This is a genomic window from Colwellia sp. Arc7-D (genome assembly GCF_003061515.1).
In the GTDB taxonomy this organism is placed as follows: Bacteria; Pseudomonadota; Gammaproteobacteria; order Enterobacterales; family Alteromonadaceae; genus Cognaticolwellia.
On the sequence record NZ_CP028924.1, the window covers coordinates 415,294 to 432,196 of the forward strand.

Genomic DNA, 16,903 nt, shown 5'->3' on the forward strand with positions numbered 1-16,903 from the left:
AATACCGGTATTTATATGACAAACACGGTGTCGCGCTGTTGTTTGTAAATTATAAATACCAAGCTGTTATTAACGGGAATATCGCCTGTTAATGATGGTGATTACGGTTCCTCCTCGGAAACGTAATCAACCCGGTAGTAAATTTACTTTTACGAGTTAAATTTATTACCACTCTTATTCAAGACACACTTTGTGTGCGTGAAAATGTCAGACTTTACAATTGAGCGGGTTTTGTCACCTGCTTGTACCAAATAGGAAACTACTTGGGGTTGTATGGTTAAGTGACTAAGCGTATGTGGTGGATGCCTTGGCAGTTAGAGGCGATGAAGGACGTGTTAATCTGCGAAAAGCTTTGGTGAGGTGATAAAAACCGTTATAGCCAAAGATGTCCGAATGGGGAAACCCACCCAAGGTAACTTGGGTATCATTAAGTGAATACATAGCTTAATGAGGCGAACCGGGAGAACTGAAACATCTAAGTACCCCGAGGAAAAGAAATCAACCGAGATTTCGTTAGTAGCGGCGAGCGAACGCGAATTAGCCCTTAAGTGGTTTGTAAGTTAGTGGAATCTACTGGAAAGTAGAGCGATACAGGGTGATAGCCCGTACACGAAAATAAACTTATCATGAAATCGAGTAGGTCGGCACACGTGAAACGTTGACTGAACATGGGGGGACCATCCTCCAAGGCTAAATACTCCTAACTGACCGATAGTGAACCAGTACCGTGAGGGAAAGGCGAAAAGAACCCCTGTGAGGGGAGTGAAATAGAACCTGAAACCGCATACGTACAAGCAGTGAGAGCCGGATTTAGTCCGGTGATTGCGTACCTTTTGTATAATGGGTCAGCGACTTATATTCTGTAGCAAGGTTAACCGAATAGGGGAGCCGTAGCGAAAGCGAGTGTTAACTGCGCGTTTAGTTGCAGGGTATAGACCCGAAACCCGGCGATCTACCCATGGGCAGGTTGAAGGTTGAGTAACATCAACTGGAGGACCGAACACACGTATGTTGAAAAATGCGGTGATGACTTGTGGGTCGGAGTGAAAGGCTAATCAAGCCGGGAGATAGCTGGTTCTCCCCGAAATCTATTTAGGTAGAGCCTCGCACGAACACCATTGGGGGTAGAGCACTGTTAAGGCTAGGGGGTCATCCCGACTTACCAACCCTTTGCAAACTCCGAATACCAATGAGTGATATGCGGGAGACACACTACGGGTGCTAACGTCCGTTGTGAAGAGGGAAACAACCCAGACCGCCAGCTAAGGTCCCAAAGTACTAGTTAAGTGGGAAACGATGTGGAAAGGCATAGACAGCTAGGAGGTTGGCTTAGAAGCAGCCATCCTTTAAAGAAAGCGTAATAGCTCACTAGTCGAGTCGGTCTGCGCGGAAGATGTAACGGGGCTAAACTAGTCACCGAAGCTGCGGATTTGTTCTTAGGAACAAGTGGTAGGGGAGCGTTCTGTAAGCCGTTGAAGGTGAGTTGTAAAGCTTGCTGGAGGTATCAGAAGTGCGAATGCTGACATGAGTAACGATAAGGGGAGTGAAAAACTCCCCCGCCGAAAGACCAAGGTTTCCTGTCCCATGTTAATCAGGGCAGGGTAAGTCGGCCCCTAAGGCGAGGCGGAAACGCGTAGTCGATGGGAAACAGATTAATATTTCTGTACTTCTATATATTGCGAAGGAGGGACGGAGTAGGCTAGGTGAGCACGGCGTTGGTAGTCCGTGTGAAAGTATGTAGGCGGTTGTCTTAGGTAAATCCGGGACTTCATTCAACGCTGAGATACGAGACGAGACTCTACGGAGTTGAAGTCATTGATGCCATGCTTCCAGGAAAAGCTTCTAAGCTTCAGATATATAGGAACCGTACCCCAAACCGACACAGGTGGTTAGGTAGAGAATACTAAGGCGCTTGAGAGAACTCGGGTGAAGGAACTAGGCAAAATAGTACCGTAACTTCGGAGAAGGTACGCTCTCTCGTGTGAATCCCTTGCGGAGTAAGCACAGGAGAGTCGAAGTAACCAGGTGGCTGGAACTGTTTATTAAAAACACAGCACTGTGCAAAATCGAAAGATGACGTATACGGTGTGACGCCTGCCCGGTGCCGGAAGGTTAATTGATTGGGTTATCTTCGGAGAAGCTCATGATCGAAGCCCCGGTAAACGGCGGCCGTAACTATAACGGTCCTAAGGTAGCGAAATTCCTTGTCGGGTAAGTTCCGACCTGCACGAATGGCGTAATCATGGCCACACTGTCTCCACCCGAGACTCAGTGAAATTGAAATTGCGGTTAAGATGCCGTATACCCGCGGCTAGACGGAAAGACCCCGTGAACCTTTACTATAGCTTGACAGTGAACATTGCTCCTACATGTGTAGGATAGGTGGGAGGCTTTGAAACCGTGTCGCCAGATGCGGTGGAGCCAACCTTGAAATACCACCCTTGTATGCGTGATGTTCTAACCTAGGGCCCTTATCGGGCTTGGGGACACTGTCTGGTGGGTAGTTTGACTGGGGCGGTCTCCTCCTAAAGAGTAACGGAGGAGCACGAAGGTTGGCTAAGTACGGTCGGACATCGTACGGTTAGTGCAATGGCATAAGCCAGCTTAACTGCGAGACAGACACGTCGAGCAGGTACGAAAGTAGGTCATAGTGATCCGGTGGTTCTGTATGGAAGGGCCATCGCTCAACGGATAAAAGGTACTCCGGGGATAACAGGCTGATACCGCCCAAGAGTTCATATCGACGGCGGTGTTTGGCACCTCGATGTCGGCTCATCACATCCTGGGGCTGAAGTCGGTCCCAAGGGTATGGCTGTTCGCCATTTAAAGTGGTACGCGAGCTGGGTTTAGAACGTCGTGAGACAGTTCGGTCCCTATCTGCCGTGGGCGTTTGAGAATTGAAGAGGGCTGCTCCTAGTACGAGAGGACCGGAGTGGACGAACCGCTGGTGTTCGGGTTGTTATGCCAATAGCATTGCCCGGTAGCTACGTTCGGAACTGATAACCGCTGAAAGCATCTAAGCGGGAAGCAGGCTTTGAGATGAGTTCTCACTGGAGCTTTAAGCTCCCTAAAGGGTCGTTGGAGACTACAACGTTGATAGGTTGGGTGTGGAAGTGCTGCGAGGCATTGAGCTAACCAATACTAATTACCCGTGAGGCTTAACCATACAACACCCAAGTGGTTTTGTTGTATGAAGTTTGACAAAAGTGTAGGAATACACGCATCACGCATGACAATTGTGTGAATAAGAGAAGCGTCGTTCTTTGGCATCCATGCCAACACGACATTAGTGCATCCGTGCACGTCAAAACGTATTTATTATCATTGAGACACGTCTTAATGAACAGCTTTCAAGATTGTACCCTTTTTGTCTAGCGACAATAGCGACATGGCCCCACCTGATCCCATTCCGAACTCAGAAGTGAAACGTGTTAGCGCCGATGGTAGTGTGGGAGTTCCCATGTGAGAGTAGGACATTGCTAGGCTTCTATTTAGAGAAACCCGTAGCTGACGCTACGGGTTTTTTGTCTAAAACCTTATGACTTAGCTAATTTTTAAGTTAATTAATTCATAAAGTTTTTTGTCTGATGACAATAGCGACATGGTCCCACCTGATCCCATTCCGAACTCAGAAGTGAAACGTGTTAGCGCCGATGGTAGTGTGGGAGTTCCCATGTGAGAGTAGGACATTATCAGGCTCCTATTTAAGAAGCCCGATTCGAAAGAGTCGGGCTTTTTGCTGTTTATGCGTTTTTATTTATCGTATCCTAACAACAGCGACTGTAGTAAAACCAATTGTTCATCTTTTAGCCTTTTGATTACACTGTTAGTCAATATTCCAATAATATTTCTTCCTTAAGGTAGGTAACTTTTATGTCATGGCAACCCACTATGGATTGGCACCATGCTAAGCAACGTTCGCAGGTGCTATCTTTAATCAGGTTATTTTTTTCAGAACGTGATGTTATTGAAGTCGATACCCCACTTTTATCAAGTTCATCAGTAACTGATCCACACCTAGATGCCTTTGTTACTCACTTTAATTACTCAGCAGAAAGTCACTGTAGTGAGTCAACAGTCTTATATGCTCAAACCTCGCCAGAATTTGCAATGAAACGTCTGTTAGCAAGTGGCTATCGATGTTGTTATCAAATATGTAAAGCATTTCGTCATGAACAGCAAGGAAGGTACCATAATCCTGAGTTTACTATGTTGGAATGGTATCGATTAGGTTTTAACCATTTTGACCTGATGGATGAGGTTGAAGAACTCATGCAGTTAATTCTTAAGTGCGATAAAATTGAAAGAATTAGCTATCAAGCGCTATTTATTAATAAAGTTAACCTTGATCCATTAAATACTAATATTAAAGAACTGATAGGTGTTATTACACAGTTTGATAAACTAAGTGATTGGTTACAGGAAGAAGAGTCTGTTGATACCTTACTACAGTTTATTATGGCAGAATTAATAGAGCCTGATATTGGCAAGGACACGCCATGTTTTGTGTATGACTTTCCCGCTAGCCAAGCCTCATTAGCAAAAATATCGAGTAAAGATATACGCGTAGCTGAGCGATTTGAATGTTATTACAAGGGGGTAGAACTCGCTAATGGTTTTAATGAATTAACGAATGTAGAGCAACAAAAACTACGATTTATGCAAGACAACGACCTTAGAAAACAATTAGGTAAGCCTACTCTTGAGATAGATGAAAATTTTATTGCTGCGCTCGAACAGGGTTTACCTGCATGTGCCGGTGTAGCACTTGGCATTGACAGATTGGTTATGATTGCATTATCAGTAAACAAGATTGATGATGTTATAACTTTTCCGTTATCCAATGCCTAAGATACAAATTGCCGCCAGATTTATAAACTAATCTGGCATGTCTAATTCTTTCAATTTACGTGTTAATGTATTTCTTCCCCAGCCTAAACGTTTAGCTGCTTCTTGTTTATGTCCTTGAGTATGTTTTAAGGCACTTTCCAATAATACTTTTTCAAACTCTGGTAATGCTTGTTCTATAATATTACTTTTACCTGATGATAATTCAGTATCAACCCACTTCTTTAAGTTATCTTGCCAGCTGCCATTAGAACTTTTTACCGTTACAGCTTTAACCGTGAGTTCGCTAGGTAAGTCTGACATTAGAATTTCTTTTCCGCTTGCCATAACAGTAAGGAATCGACATATATTTTCAAGTTGTCTAACATTTCCAGGCCATTCACAATGTTCTAAATATGAAAGTGTACTTTTATGCAATGTTTTAACTTCAACGGCTAATTCGTTTGCTGCTTGCTTGAGGAAATGTTGAGCCAGTTGGCTGATATCTTCTTTTCTTTCACGTAAACTTGGTATTTGAATTCTGATAACGTTGAGTCTATGAAAAAGATCGTCACGAAAATCTCCATTCGTTACTCGTTCTTCTAAATTTTGATGTGTAGCAGCAATAATACGAACATCAACTTGTATAGGAGAGTGTCCGCCTACTCGATAAAATTGTCCATCAGCGAGGACTCGTAATAACCTTGTTTGAATATCAAGTGGCATATCACCAATTTCATCTAAGAATAATGTCCCTTGATGTGCTTGCTCAAACCGTCCATGACGAACAGCATTAGCACCCGTAAAGGCACCTTTTTCATGACCAAATAACTCAGATTCAATTAAATCTTTTGGTATGGCGGCCATGTTAAGAGGGATAAAAGGTGCAGATGAACGGGGGCTGTGCATATGTAACGCATGAGCAACCAATTCCTTACCTGTTCCTGATTCTCCGTTAATTAATACACTGATGCTCGAACGCGATAAGCGTCCTATCGTCCTAAAAACTTCTTGCATAGATGGCGCTGCGCCAATTATACCAACAGTATCAGCTGATGGGACTACGTTTTGCTTTTTAGATTTTTGCTCGCGAGCATGTGTTAACGCTCTATTGGCTAATGTAACAGCATCATCAATATCAAAAGGCTTAGGAAGATATTCAAACGCACCACCTTGGTATGCATTTACTGCACTATCAAGGTCAGAATGTGCAGTCATGATAATAACGGGTATATAAGGGTACTCATCATTAATTTGACCTAATAAGGTCATACCATCAATATTTGGCATACGTATGTCTGAAATAATCACTTCAGGTTGGGTATGTTCTAATGCAACCAATAGGTCTTCTGGATTATGAAATGTGCCTACACTTATATTGGCATTTGAAAGCGCTTTTTCTAGCACCCATCTAATTGAACTATCATCATCGACGATCCATACTTGTTCGGTGATCATTATTTTATCTCGCTTTCAAAAGGTATCAAAATAGTAAACTCTGTATGCCCAGGTCGACTTATACAGGATAATTTACCGTGATGTTGATGGATTATAGTTTGGCAAATAGATAGCCCTAAGCCTGTGCCTGAAGCTCGTCCTGAAACCATAGGGTAGAACAATGTACTTTGAATATGTTCAGGAATACCGGGTCCATTATCAATAATGCTGATTTCTGCACACAGTTTAATACGCTTGCCATTAATGGTTTTATTACTTGCTGCTCTTGTTCTAAGCGTAATTTTACTTTCACTGTCTAAAGCTTGTATGGCGTTATGTACAATGTTGATCACGGTTTGCTGAATTTTGTCTTGATCAAATGTTAACTCAGGAATGGAAGGGTCATAATCACGCGCTAATATAATATTTTTAGGGTTATCAAATTTTGTCAGTTGGAATACTTTTTCGATGACCATATGTATATTTTGTAACTTCATCACTGGCAGGTAGTTAGGGCCTAATAAACGGTCCACTAAGTTTGTTAATCTATCAGCTTGCTCGATGATCATTGCGGTATATTCTTTTTGCTCTTCATTTAGTTCTAAATCTAATAATTGAGCTGCACCGCGTAAGCCGCCTAATGGATTTTTAATCTCATGGGCTAGGCCACGAATAAGATCTCGCGCAGACTCCCACTGTTGTTGTTGAAAGGCTTCGGCACTGATTTGTTTTTGCTGATCAATTTGTTTGAACTCTAATAAAATATGTGGAGATTGATCAAAGCTTACAGATGATGCGGTTATTTCAACGGTTATTTGTCGTTGGTCGAAAAATTCAATAGAAACATCGCTGTCACTGAACTCTTGGCCGGTAGTCAACAACTGTTGCAAGCGCTTGTTACTAATGGGGGTGTTGTAAAAAACTTGGTCGATGGGTAATAAGTAAATTTTACTTAAACTTTTAACTAATAGAGCTTCAGCTGCTGGATTGACATAACATATGGACAGGTCTTGATCTAAGACAACGATGGCCGTTACCATTTGATTTGGTAATGCTTGTTGATAGTGTCTTTTTATTTCTTTTAAATTTACCACAGTTTTAGTCATTACTTTTCCTTGCACTAAATTGGTGCGCTAAGTAACGAGTGTAAATAAAGTTGGTGCAATATGCACTGAAATCCGGCTAGTTTGCCTTATTAACCGATATTCTATGCATATAAAACGTTACTGGAGATGACGTTGCAATAACCTTGCCTTTATCATCAAGTAGTGACATTTTTATTTGGTGCTCGCCTCTGTCTATATCTCTTAGTACAAACATTGAATGAGTTTGTGGTTTTTTATAGGGTTTATCATCTAAGTACAATTGTATTTGCAGGCCACGCTTAAAAATAGGTTTTATACGACCAGACACGTAAGCAGAGCCAGTGTTGTCTCTTATGGTGGCATTATTTTCGGGTTGAATAATTTCGACTTGATAACTGTTGTCGATGACTTTAGGTTTAATGTCTAAAATAGAAGTGTCGACGGAGGATTTTATGGTGTTAGGTTCTTTAATATCAACTTCTTCAGCACCAGGTTTAGGGCTATCAGAAAATACTAATACTCCTTGCTCGTTTCGCCACACATAAACCTTAGCTGAGCCTGCAAAAACAGAAAAAGCTTGTGTCATTAAAATATAAAAAATGCAAAAACGCGCAATGTGAATCAAAAGTGATATTCCTGTTCCGTAGGTTTTATCTTAATTACGTATAATCTATCCAAATTATTACAAATGTACCACAAAAAAAGCTCACCTAGGTGAGCTTTTTTAAATCTATCTATTTGAATTCACTACACGCTGTAGTACATATCAAATTCAACTGGGTGAGTTGTTGAGTTTAATAATTCTACTTCTGAACGTTTAATGTTGATATAGGCATCGATCATGTCTTTATCCATAACACCACCTTCAGTTAAGAAATCCATGTCATTTTCTAAAGCGTCTAATGCTTCTGATAATGATGATGCTACTTGTGGAATTTCTGCTGCTTCTTCCGCTGGTAGGTCATATAAATCTTTGTCCATAGCATCGCCAGGATGGATCTTGTTTTTGATTCCGTCAAGGCCAGCCATTAACATAGCTGAAAAACCTAGGTAAGGATTCATTGTAGGATCTGGGAAACGAACTTCGATTCGCATTGCTTTAGGTGATGGTACAATTGGAATACGAATTGACGCTGAACGGTTACGTGCAGAGTAAGCTAGCATTACAGGAGCTTCAAAACCAGGTACTAGGCGTTTGTACGAGTTAGTTGACGCATTTGTAAAGGCATTAAGTGCTTTAGCATGCTTGATGATACCACCAACATAATAAAGAGCCATTTCAGACAATCCACCGTATTTATCACCAGAAAACAAGTTCACACCGTCTTTGGCTAAAGATTGATGAACATGCATACCTGTACCGTTATCACCTACTAGAGGCTTAGGCATAAATGTAGCTGTTTTTCCGTAAGCATGAGCAACGTTATGAACAACATATTTGTATATTTGCACTTCATCCGCTTTTAATACCATAGTGTTAAAGCGACAAGCAATTTCATTTTGTCCTGCTGTAGCTACTTCATGGTGATGTGCTTCAACAACTAAGCCCATTTCTTCCATAACTAGACACATAGCTGAACGTAAATCTTGAGACGAATCTACTGGCGATGTAGGGAAATAACCACCTTTCACGCCTGGACGATGTCCCATATTACCTTCTTCGTATTCTGTACCAGAATTCCAAGCGGCTTCTTTATCATCAATCTTGTAAAACGAACCACTCATATCTGTGTGGAAACGCACATCATCAAAAACGAAAAATTCAGGCTCAGGACCAATTAATACGGTGTCTGCAATACCAGTGCTGCGCATGTAATCTTCAGCACGTTTAGCTACTGAACGAGGGTCACGACTGTAACCTTGCATAGTCGCAGGTTCAAGAATGTCACAACGAATGTTCAATGTAACCGCTTCAGTGAATGGGTCAAGTACAGCAGATTCAGCAATTGGCATCATAACCATGTCTGACTCGTCGATACCTTTCCATCCTTGAATAGAAGAACCATCAAACATTTTACCGTCTTCAAAGAAATCTTCTGTTACTTGATGATGAGGAATTGAAACGTGTTGCTCTTTACCTTTTGAATCCGTAAAACGTAAATCGATAAATTTAACGTCATGTTCTTTAATTAGATCTAAAACTGCGTTTGACATTGAAAGTCTCCAGTGAAGTTATTGCTTAAATTTTGAAAAACTTAATTTTATATGATTGTGCTAAAGCGAATACTGTGCCAATGCTAAAGCCATTGAAATATATGACTTTAATGTTTTTAATTACCGGCTGCTGCACCGACATTGTGCAATGCCTGCGTTATTGTGGTGCGTATAAGGTAATTTAACCAACTCAGTATATCAATTGAATAATATTTTGTTGGTTATATTTTCTTATCATGGTGTCTTTGCTGAGACTTCTACTGTATAATACGCGCCCAATTGTAGCCCTATTTCGTTAAACTGCTTGAAGTAGCAATAAACGATAGTAACAGCGAGTAACGCCTGTGTTAGATAAATTAAGAAATGTGGCAATTATTGCTCACGTTGACCACGGAAAAACCACTTTAGTTGATAAATTACTTGAGCAGTCAGGTACGCTAGACGCCCGTGGCGGTCTAGAAGAACGTACGATGGACTCAAATGATATCGAAAAAGAACGTGGTATCACAATCTTAGCTAAAAACACGGCTATTAACTGGAATGGCTACCGTGTAAACATTGTAGATACTCCTGGCCATGCTGACTTCGGTGGTGAAGTTGAGCGTGTTATGTCAATGGTAGATTCAGTGCTACTTATTGTTGATGCACAAGAAGGCCCTATGCCTCAAACGCGTTTCGTAACGAAAAAAGCGTTTGCTCAAGGTTTAAAGCCAATTGTAGTTATCAATAAAGTTGATAAGCCTGGTTCTCGTCCTGATTGGGTTATGGATCAAGTTTTTGAATTGTTTGATAACCTTGGTGCTACTGATGAACAACTTGATTTTAAAGTTGTATACGCTTCAGCAATCAATGGTTGGGCTACGCTTGAAGAAGGCGCAACTGGTACAGATATGACACCACTTTTTGATACTATTCTTAAAGAAGTGCCAGCACCAACAGCGGATCCAGATGGTCCATTCCAAATGCAAATCTCTCAACTTGATTACAGCTCATACTTAGGTGTAATTGGTGTTGGTCGTATTACACGTGGTTCTGTAAAACCGAATCAACAAGTTACTATCAAATTAGCAAACGGTGGCGTTCATAACGCTAAAGTTGGTAAAGTATTTGGTTACTTAGGTCTAGAGCGTCACGATATTGCTGAAGGTTTTGCTGGTGACATTATCGCTATCACTGGCTTGGGCGAATTGAAAATATCAGATACTGTATGTTGTCCTACAGAAGTTGAAGGCTTACCAGCACTATCTGTTGATGAACCTACAATCAACATGACTTTCCAAGTAAACACTTCACCATTTTGTGGTAAAGAAGGTAAGTATGTTACTTCACGTAACATTAAAGACCGCTTAGAAAAAGAATTGATTCATAACGTTGCTTTACGTGTTGAACAGTTAGATGATGCGGATAAATTTAAAGTATCAGGTCGTGGTGAACTTCATTTAGGTATCCTAATTGAAAATATGCGTCGTGAAGGTTTTGAACTTGCTGTTTCACGTCCAGAAGTAATTATTCGTGAAGTTAATGGCGAATTGCAAGAACCTTACGAAACAGTAACTATTGATGTTGAAGAACAGCATCAAGGTCCTATCATGGAAAAAATGGGTGTTCGTAAAGCAGAGTTAACTGATATGGCACCAGATGGTACTGGTCGTATCCGTATGGACTTTATCATGCCAAGCCGTGGTTTAATTGGTTTCCAAACTGAGTTCATGACATTAACGTCTGGTTCTGGTTTGATTTACCATACATTCTTCGAATACGGTCCTCATAAAGGTGGCGAAATTGGCCAACGTAAAAATGGTGTAATGATTGGTAATGCAACAGGTAAAGCATTAACTAACGCTATCTTTAACTTACAGTCTCGTGGTCGTATGTTAATCGGACACGGTGTTGATATTTATGAAGGTCAAGTTATTGGTATTCATAGCCGTGATAACGATTTAACAGTAAATGCCCTTAAAGGTAAGCAGTTAACTAACGTTCGTTCATCAGGTACTGATGAAGCACAAACATTAACGCCACCTATTGTTATGTCTTTAGAGCAAGCATTAGAATTTATCGATAACGATGAATTGGTAGAAGTAACACCGGAAAGTATTCGTATACGTAAAAAATTCTTGAAAGAGAATGATCGTAAACGTGAAGGTCGTTCACCTAAATAACGTTAAAAGTTAATTAATATCAAGCCATCTGAAGTAATTCAGGTGGCTTTTTTATTTCAACATGTTAATAAATGAAGTTATATCGGCAGTCAATGTAAGACATATCTCAATCAATACCTCTTAATATCCACTCTGAATATTTCTACAATCATATAAAGTCAATAAATTCAATTTATTAGGCTTTATTTTTAATGAGCACTTATCACTACTGTAAATTTATTTCTTAAATTGTATTTCCCTACCTTTTAGTCATGGTATTAACTGCTATATTTAATTTATGAAGTGTTTATTATCGTTTCAATATCAGGAGGGTAATTATCATGGGTGCTAATAAATTAACTAGGCTAAATTACCTATTTGAGAAAGCTGTTAATAATAATGCAAAATTATTAGAAAAAGGGGAGCTTGCAGAGTTGTATAGTGAATATATCAATGAAGGGCGAGATCATATAAAAAGTAAAGTGATGACTTTTCCAACCGCTGCTATAAGAACAGCAAGCTAGCTTTATAACCATTTGTTGAATAATGAGAGAAAAGGGAGATTTCTTAATGTCACCAGAGCAATTGAAAACCTTACAAAGATTGAGTGAATTATTTGAGCAAGGAATTGCTAGTCCAAATAATATAAAACAACTGTCGACGCTGCTCGCGGAAATTAATCAATTATCTAGCTGGCCAGATGAAAATATAGAACAAATTACATCCTCGTACTGACTCAATTCTTTGAAGTAACCTAACAAGATTGGTTAGGTTATTTACAAGCTTACTTTCATCTTATTACGAGAGTAAGCTTGTAAATTAATACACCATTTTTACCTCTTAAAAATTTTTTGATAATTTTAGCTCATTGATTCAGTTAATTAAGGCGCTGAATTTATCATTGCGAGACTACATTAAATAATTTGAGTGTAAATAGTCTATTTATTTAATTGTGCATCGCTTATCTGGAGAAGTGGCAATTTGAAAAAATACCTAGATAAGTGGCTACCTGGCGAAATAAGTAGCTGAAAGGTAAAATTTTTCGATTTTCACTACCGTTATTTTATACATTGCCTTACTATAAATGTAATAGCGCTAACTAGTAATATATATGCATCCTAAATTAGAAAAAGTAAAACAACATCGTTTTGTAGAAAATGGCTTTGGCTTTTTGCTCTTATTTATAGAGAATTTTAAAACTGAACGTATCCATGTCACGGCGGGCTATTTATCTTATGTTACTTTGATGTCATTGGTGCCATTAATGGTCGTTATGTTATCTATGATGACTGCCTTTCCTATATTCTCCGAAATAAGACAACTGATTGAAAACTTCGTTTATATAAATTTTGTGCCTGCTTCTGGAGATGTTGTTCAAGAACATATTGCAGGCTTTGTAAGTAATGCATCTAAAATGTCTGCTGTGGCAATAAGTGCATTATTTGTTTTGGCTATGATGCTGATTTCCGCTATTGATAAATGTTTAAATAAATTATGGCGTGTGAATGAAAAGCGCAGAGTCATCACTTCATTCTCAATGTATTGGATGGTATTAACGTTAGGGCCTGTATTGGTGGGCAGTAGTTTAGTTATTAGCTCTTATATTATCTCACTGGTATCTATAGGTGATTACGACCTATTAGGCGTTACTAATATTTTTGTACGAGCACTGCCTTTAATTGCATCTACGACGGCTTTTTTCATTTTATACATGGTAGTACCTAATAAAGTTATACCCGTTAAATTTGCTTTGGCGGGGGCAGCATTAGCGGCTGTTTTATTTGAAATCGCGAAAAAAGCGTTTGCGATTTATGTGACTCAAATACCATCTTACCAAGCTATATACGGAGCATTATCCAGTATTCCTATTTTATTTTTATGGGTATATTTGAGCTGGTTAGTCGTGTTAATTGGCGCTTTGTTTACCGTGTCACTGGAAGATTTTGACGAGGCACAAAAAGCTAAATTATCTGAGCAAGAAGCAGATTAAACGCTTATTACTTTATACAGTATTATATTCAACCGAATAGATTTTATATAAGGGACGGTATATGTCTAGAATGCTTTTTCCAAATATTGCGGTTTATCATCAAGAGTGGCTTGACGTTGGCGATGGACATCAACTCTATATTGAACAATCGGGTAACCCAAATGGGATCGCGGTAGTCTATCTTCACGGCGGTCCAGGTGGTGGCTCAAGTAAAAATCATCGACGATATTTTGACCCTGAAAAATATCGTATCATTTTATTCGATCAACGTGGCTGTGGACGCTCAAAACCATCTCCTAGCTTAAGTCACAATACTCCGCCTCACTTAGTGTCAGACCTTGAAGCCATTCGAAAGCATTTATCTATTTCGCATTGGTTAATTGCAGGTGGGTCATGGGGAACAACGTTAGCATTACTTTATGGTATTCAATATCCCGAGGTAATATTAGGCTTTATTTTAAGAGGTATATTTCTTGGCACAAAAGCAGAGTATGACTGGCTTTATAAACCGCATGGCGCTGCAAGCTTCTTTCCTGAATATTACCGTGAGTTTAAAGAGCAAATCTCTGAACTGAGTGATGTAAATACCTTGCAAACTTATTATGACGTGCTGACCGGAAATAATGAAATTGCCGCGATAGCCGCTAGTAAAGCTTGGTGTTTATGGGAGTTAAGGTTATCTACAATAGAACATAGTCCAGTTGATATTCAAGCTGATGACTACCCGCATCGAGCGTTATGTATGGCGAAAATATCGAGTCATTATTTTGTCAATAAATGCTTTATTGAAGAAGGCCTAATATTAGCCTCAATTGATAAGATTAGTACCATACCTGCCATTATTCTTCATGGTCGTTATGACATGGTATGCCCATTACGTAGTGCCGATTTGTTAGTGAAAAACTGGCCTGCTGCACAATTACAAATTCTGCCTAATGCGGGGCATAGCGGTTTTGAATCACAAACAATTGATGGCTTTTGTAAAGCAACAGATACCATGGCTAATTTTATTGCCGAACAGAGTGTTAGTAAATGATCGCATTAATGCAAAGAGTAACAGAAGCCAGTGTCAGCGTTGATAATAATATTGTTGGCGAAATCGAACAGGGTTTATTAGTGCTGTTAGCCATTGAGCCTGAAGATACAGAGGCAAAAGCTAAGCGCCTAGCTGAACGTTTAGCAGGCTATAGAATTTTCTCTGATGAAAATGGCAAAATGAATTTAAATGTTAAACAAGTTGGAGGTGAAATATTGGTTGTTTCACAATTTACTTTGGCAGCGAATACAACAAAAGGTTTACGTCCAAGCTTTACCAGCGCAGCACCTGCAGAGTTAAGCAATACGCTTTATCAATATTTTTGTCTGCAATTGCGCAACTTGGGATTTAAAGTGCCAACAGGTGTTTTTGGGGCTGACATGCAAGTCAGGTTGTTAAATGACGGCCCTGTTACTATCAACCTACAAGGCTAGTTTTAGTTAATTTGCACTCATATGATGACTGAATAACTTTCGCCACCTAAGATATTGAATGGGTGAAAGGTAAGTACTTTTTGAGCGTTTTTTAAGATTATCAATTATCCAATGCTTTGGTAGTAAATGAACAACTACATTGAGATAACGTGGGATATGAAAGTAGATAATATGATGCGAGCTTTGCAGCTGCCTTAAAATAGTCAAACAGAGATTAATTTCATGATCGTCAAGATCAGGCAAATTAAAAGTTAAACAAGCATTGTTCTGTAAGTTATCTATTAGCGCGGTTAGCAGCACAACTCGACTTTGAAAGCTTTTAGCATGATGTTGATAAACATCACAAATTAGCCAATCAGCTGCTGGTGTAGTTGAAAGTTGTGATTGTTGAAGCCACTCTAAAGCTTCGCTATTCTCGATTATTATTGGATGCTGTTGAGGGTTAAAGTAGCGTTTAAAGCAAGTGATAACCGTTTGTGATAGCTCTATACTTAAAATAGTCATATTAGGTTGCAAGGCACTTAAGAATCGACTTAAATTACCTCCGCCGAGCCCAAGCTCTATCACTTTATTTGGTCGAAAAAATAACAAAGGCATTAAGGCGGCGTATTGGTGAGGTAAGGTTAATTTTGATGTGCAACGTAAATGCATAACGCTCTGAATAACATCGTCAAATGCTAACCAACGATAGTGCTTATTTTCGCTAATGGTTATTTGGTCTTCAGTATTACTGAGGTAAACTAAGCGACCTTGGTTAACATGTTGAGTAAGTTTCACGTGTTATTAAATTCCTGAAATAAATATATTTCATTGGCATAAGATTAATCATAGACAATGTACACATGTAGAGCTCCAAAAAATAAAGCTGAACTAGCACACTATTATCAACTGCGTTGGCAAGTATTGCGTGCGCCTTGGCAACAGCCCTTAGGTAGTGAAAAGGATGATTTAGAAGCCCAATCATACCATCGTGTAATTGTAGACGATATGGATAACATTGTTGGTGTTGGTCGAATACATAAAAGTAGTCAATATCATGCACAAATTCGTTACATGGCAATAAGTGACGATTTACGTGGTCAAGGGCTTGGAAAACTGCTGGTAAGTCAATTAGAGCAGATAGCTGCAGTAGCAGGAATAAAAACGATAGAGTTAAATGCTCGCAGCAATGCTGTAGGTTTTTATCAACAGCTAGGATATGCCAATGGTGGATACTCTCATACGCTTTATGGCGATGTTGAGCACGTTAAAATGACTAAAAGTATCTCACACGCTAATGAGCATCTAATTCACAATGCAGTTGATTTACAGCAACTTTGGCATGAAACGATACCGCTAAGTAAGGCGATGAATATCAATATTTGTTATTTTGATGAACAGAAGTTACTGACAAGCTGTGAACCAAGTTTTAATAAAAACCTTCATAATACAATGTTTGCCGGCAGTATTTATACTTTGGCAACGCTAACAGGCTGGGCGTGGGTATATTTTTTGTTGCAAAAACAAACATACCACGCTGATATAGTATTAGCTGAAGGGAGTATTCGTTATGTTGCACCACTTGAGGGCATAGCACATGCTCAAACAACGTTGAATCTAATTACGGGTAACACAGAGCCTTTAATTGCTGGAAAAAATGCACGTTTTAATATTGATGTAGAAGTGTGTTGTGGTGATAAAGTGGCGGCATTATTTAGCGGTTCGTATGTTGCGATTGCAAAACGCAATGAGCAAGGTGGTTAAAATTAGCCGTTTAGCGACCTATACTCGCGTAAAGCGGGTATTAAATTACACGGCTA

The 16,903-nt window shown here is 39.6% G+C and carries 13 protein-coding genes and 3 rRNA genes; 11 read left to right on the forward strand and 5 right to left on the reverse strand.

Annotated features, from left to right (window positions below):
• Positions 1–275 precede the first annotated feature (275 nt).
• The 4 genes from DBO93_RS01815 to epmA all read left to right on the forward strand — a co-directional run bounded on the left by DBO93_RS01815 (position 276) and on the right by epmA (position 4,851).
• Positions 276–3,166, forward strand: a 23S ribosomal RNA gene (locus tag DBO93_RS01815).
• Between the two features lie 204 nt (positions 3,167–3,370).
• A 5S ribosomal RNA gene (gene rrf / locus DBO93_RS01820) occupies positions 3,371–3,485 on the forward strand.
• A gap of 98 nt (positions 3,486–3,583) precedes the next feature.
• Positions 3,584–3,698 (forward strand): 5S ribosomal RNA (gene rrf / locus DBO93_RS01825).
• A gap of 175 nt (positions 3,699–3,873) precedes the next feature.
• On the forward strand, positions 3,874–4,851 hold the full coding sequence (gene epmA, locus DBO93_RS01830) for an elongation factor P--(R)-beta-lysine ligase (RefSeq protein WP_108454807.1): 978 nt from the start codon (positions 3,874–3,876) through the stop codon (positions 4,849–4,851).
• A 27-nt stretch (positions 4,852–4,878) separates the two neighbouring features.
• Here epmA and glnG read toward each other — a convergent pair whose 3' ends face one another.
• The 4 genes from glnG to glnA form a co-directional block, all read right to left on the reverse strand.
• Positions 4,879–6,285 carry a nitrogen regulation protein NR(I) gene (gene glnG / locus DBO93_RS01835; RefSeq protein ID WP_108454808.1) on the reverse strand — a complete coding sequence of 469 codons (1,407 nt, stop codon included), beginning with the start codon at positions 6,283–6,285 and terminating at the stop codon, positions 4,879–4,881.
• A complete protein-coding gene (glnL, locus tag DBO93_RS01840; RefSeq protein WP_108454809.1) occupies positions 6,285–7,370 on the reverse strand; it encodes a nitrogen regulation protein NR(II) in 1,086 nt (361 codons plus the stop codon). The genes glnG and glnL overlap by 1 nt, the downstream gene beginning before the upstream one ends.
• A gap of 76 nt (positions 7,371–7,446) precedes the next feature.
• Positions 7,447–7,974, reverse strand: a complete 528-nt coding sequence (locus DBO93_RS01845) for a DUF4124 domain-containing protein (RefSeq protein ID WP_239059070.1) — start codon at positions 7,972–7,974, stop codon at positions 7,447–7,449.
• 122 nt (positions 7,975–8,096) lie between these two features.
• Positions 8,097–9,503 (reverse strand): glutamate--ammonia ligase, encoded by a 1,407-nt coding sequence (gene glnA, locus DBO93_RS01850; RefSeq protein ID WP_108454810.1) that lies wholly within the window; start codon positions 9,501–9,503, stop codon positions 8,097–8,099.
• 344 nt (positions 9,504–9,847) lie between these two features.
• On the opposite strand from glnA, the gene typA reads away from it, so the two are divergent.
• The 6 genes from typA to dtd all read left to right on the forward strand — a co-directional run bounded on the left by typA (position 9,848) and on the right by dtd (position 15,104).
• Positions 9,848–11,665 (forward strand): translational GTPase TypA, encoded by a 1,818-nt coding sequence (gene typA / locus DBO93_RS01855; RefSeq protein WP_108454811.1) that lies wholly within the window; start codon positions 9,848–9,850, stop codon positions 11,663–11,665.
• Positions 11,666–11,985: 320 nt separating this feature from the next.
• Positions 11,986–12,168 (forward strand): hypothetical protein, encoded by a 183-nt coding sequence (locus DBO93_RS01860; protein WP_108454812.1) that lies wholly within the window; start codon positions 11,986–11,988, stop codon positions 12,166–12,168.
• Between the two features lie 46 nt (positions 12,169–12,214).
• Positions 12,215–12,379 carry a hypothetical protein gene (locus DBO93_RS18665; protein ID WP_162533697.1) on the forward strand — a complete coding sequence of 55 codons (165 nt, stop codon included), beginning with the start codon at positions 12,215–12,217 and terminating at the stop codon, positions 12,377–12,379.
• 376 nt (positions 12,380–12,755) lie between these two features.
• The gene (locus DBO93_RS01865) at positions 12,756–13,634 is read left to right on the forward strand and encodes a virulence factor BrkB family protein (RefSeq protein WP_108454813.1); all 879 of its coding nucleotides are present in this window, start codon (positions 12,756–12,758) and stop codon (positions 13,632–13,634) included.
• Between the two features lie 61 nt (positions 13,635–13,695).
• Positions 13,696–14,670 (forward strand): prolyl aminopeptidase, encoded by a 975-nt coding sequence (pip, locus tag DBO93_RS01870; RefSeq protein ID WP_239059071.1) that lies wholly within the window; start codon positions 13,696–13,698, stop codon positions 14,668–14,670.
• The gene (gene dtd / locus DBO93_RS01875; RefSeq protein ID WP_108454814.1) at positions 14,667–15,104 is read left to right on the forward strand and encodes a D-aminoacyl-tRNA deacylase; all 438 of its coding nucleotides are present in this window, start codon (positions 14,667–14,669) and stop codon (positions 15,102–15,104) included. The genes pip and dtd overlap by 4 nt, the downstream gene beginning before the upstream one ends.
• A 6-nt stretch (positions 15,105–15,110) precedes the next feature.
• Here dtd and DBO93_RS01880 read toward each other — a convergent pair whose 3' ends face one another.
• Positions 15,111–15,881: a hypothetical protein gene (locus tag DBO93_RS01880; RefSeq protein ID WP_108454815.1), complete on the reverse strand. Its 771-nt coding sequence runs from the start codon at positions 15,879–15,881 to the stop codon at positions 15,111–15,113.
• Between the two features lie 57 nt (positions 15,882–15,938).
• Between DBO93_RS01880 and DBO93_RS01885 the strand changes: the two genes are divergently transcribed.
• Positions 15,939–16,847 (forward strand): bifunctional GNAT family N-acetyltransferase/hotdog fold thioesterase, encoded by a 909-nt coding sequence (locus DBO93_RS01885; RefSeq protein WP_108454816.1) that lies wholly within the window; start codon positions 15,939–15,941, stop codon positions 16,845–16,847.
• Positions 16,848–16,903: the final 56 nt, after the last annotated feature.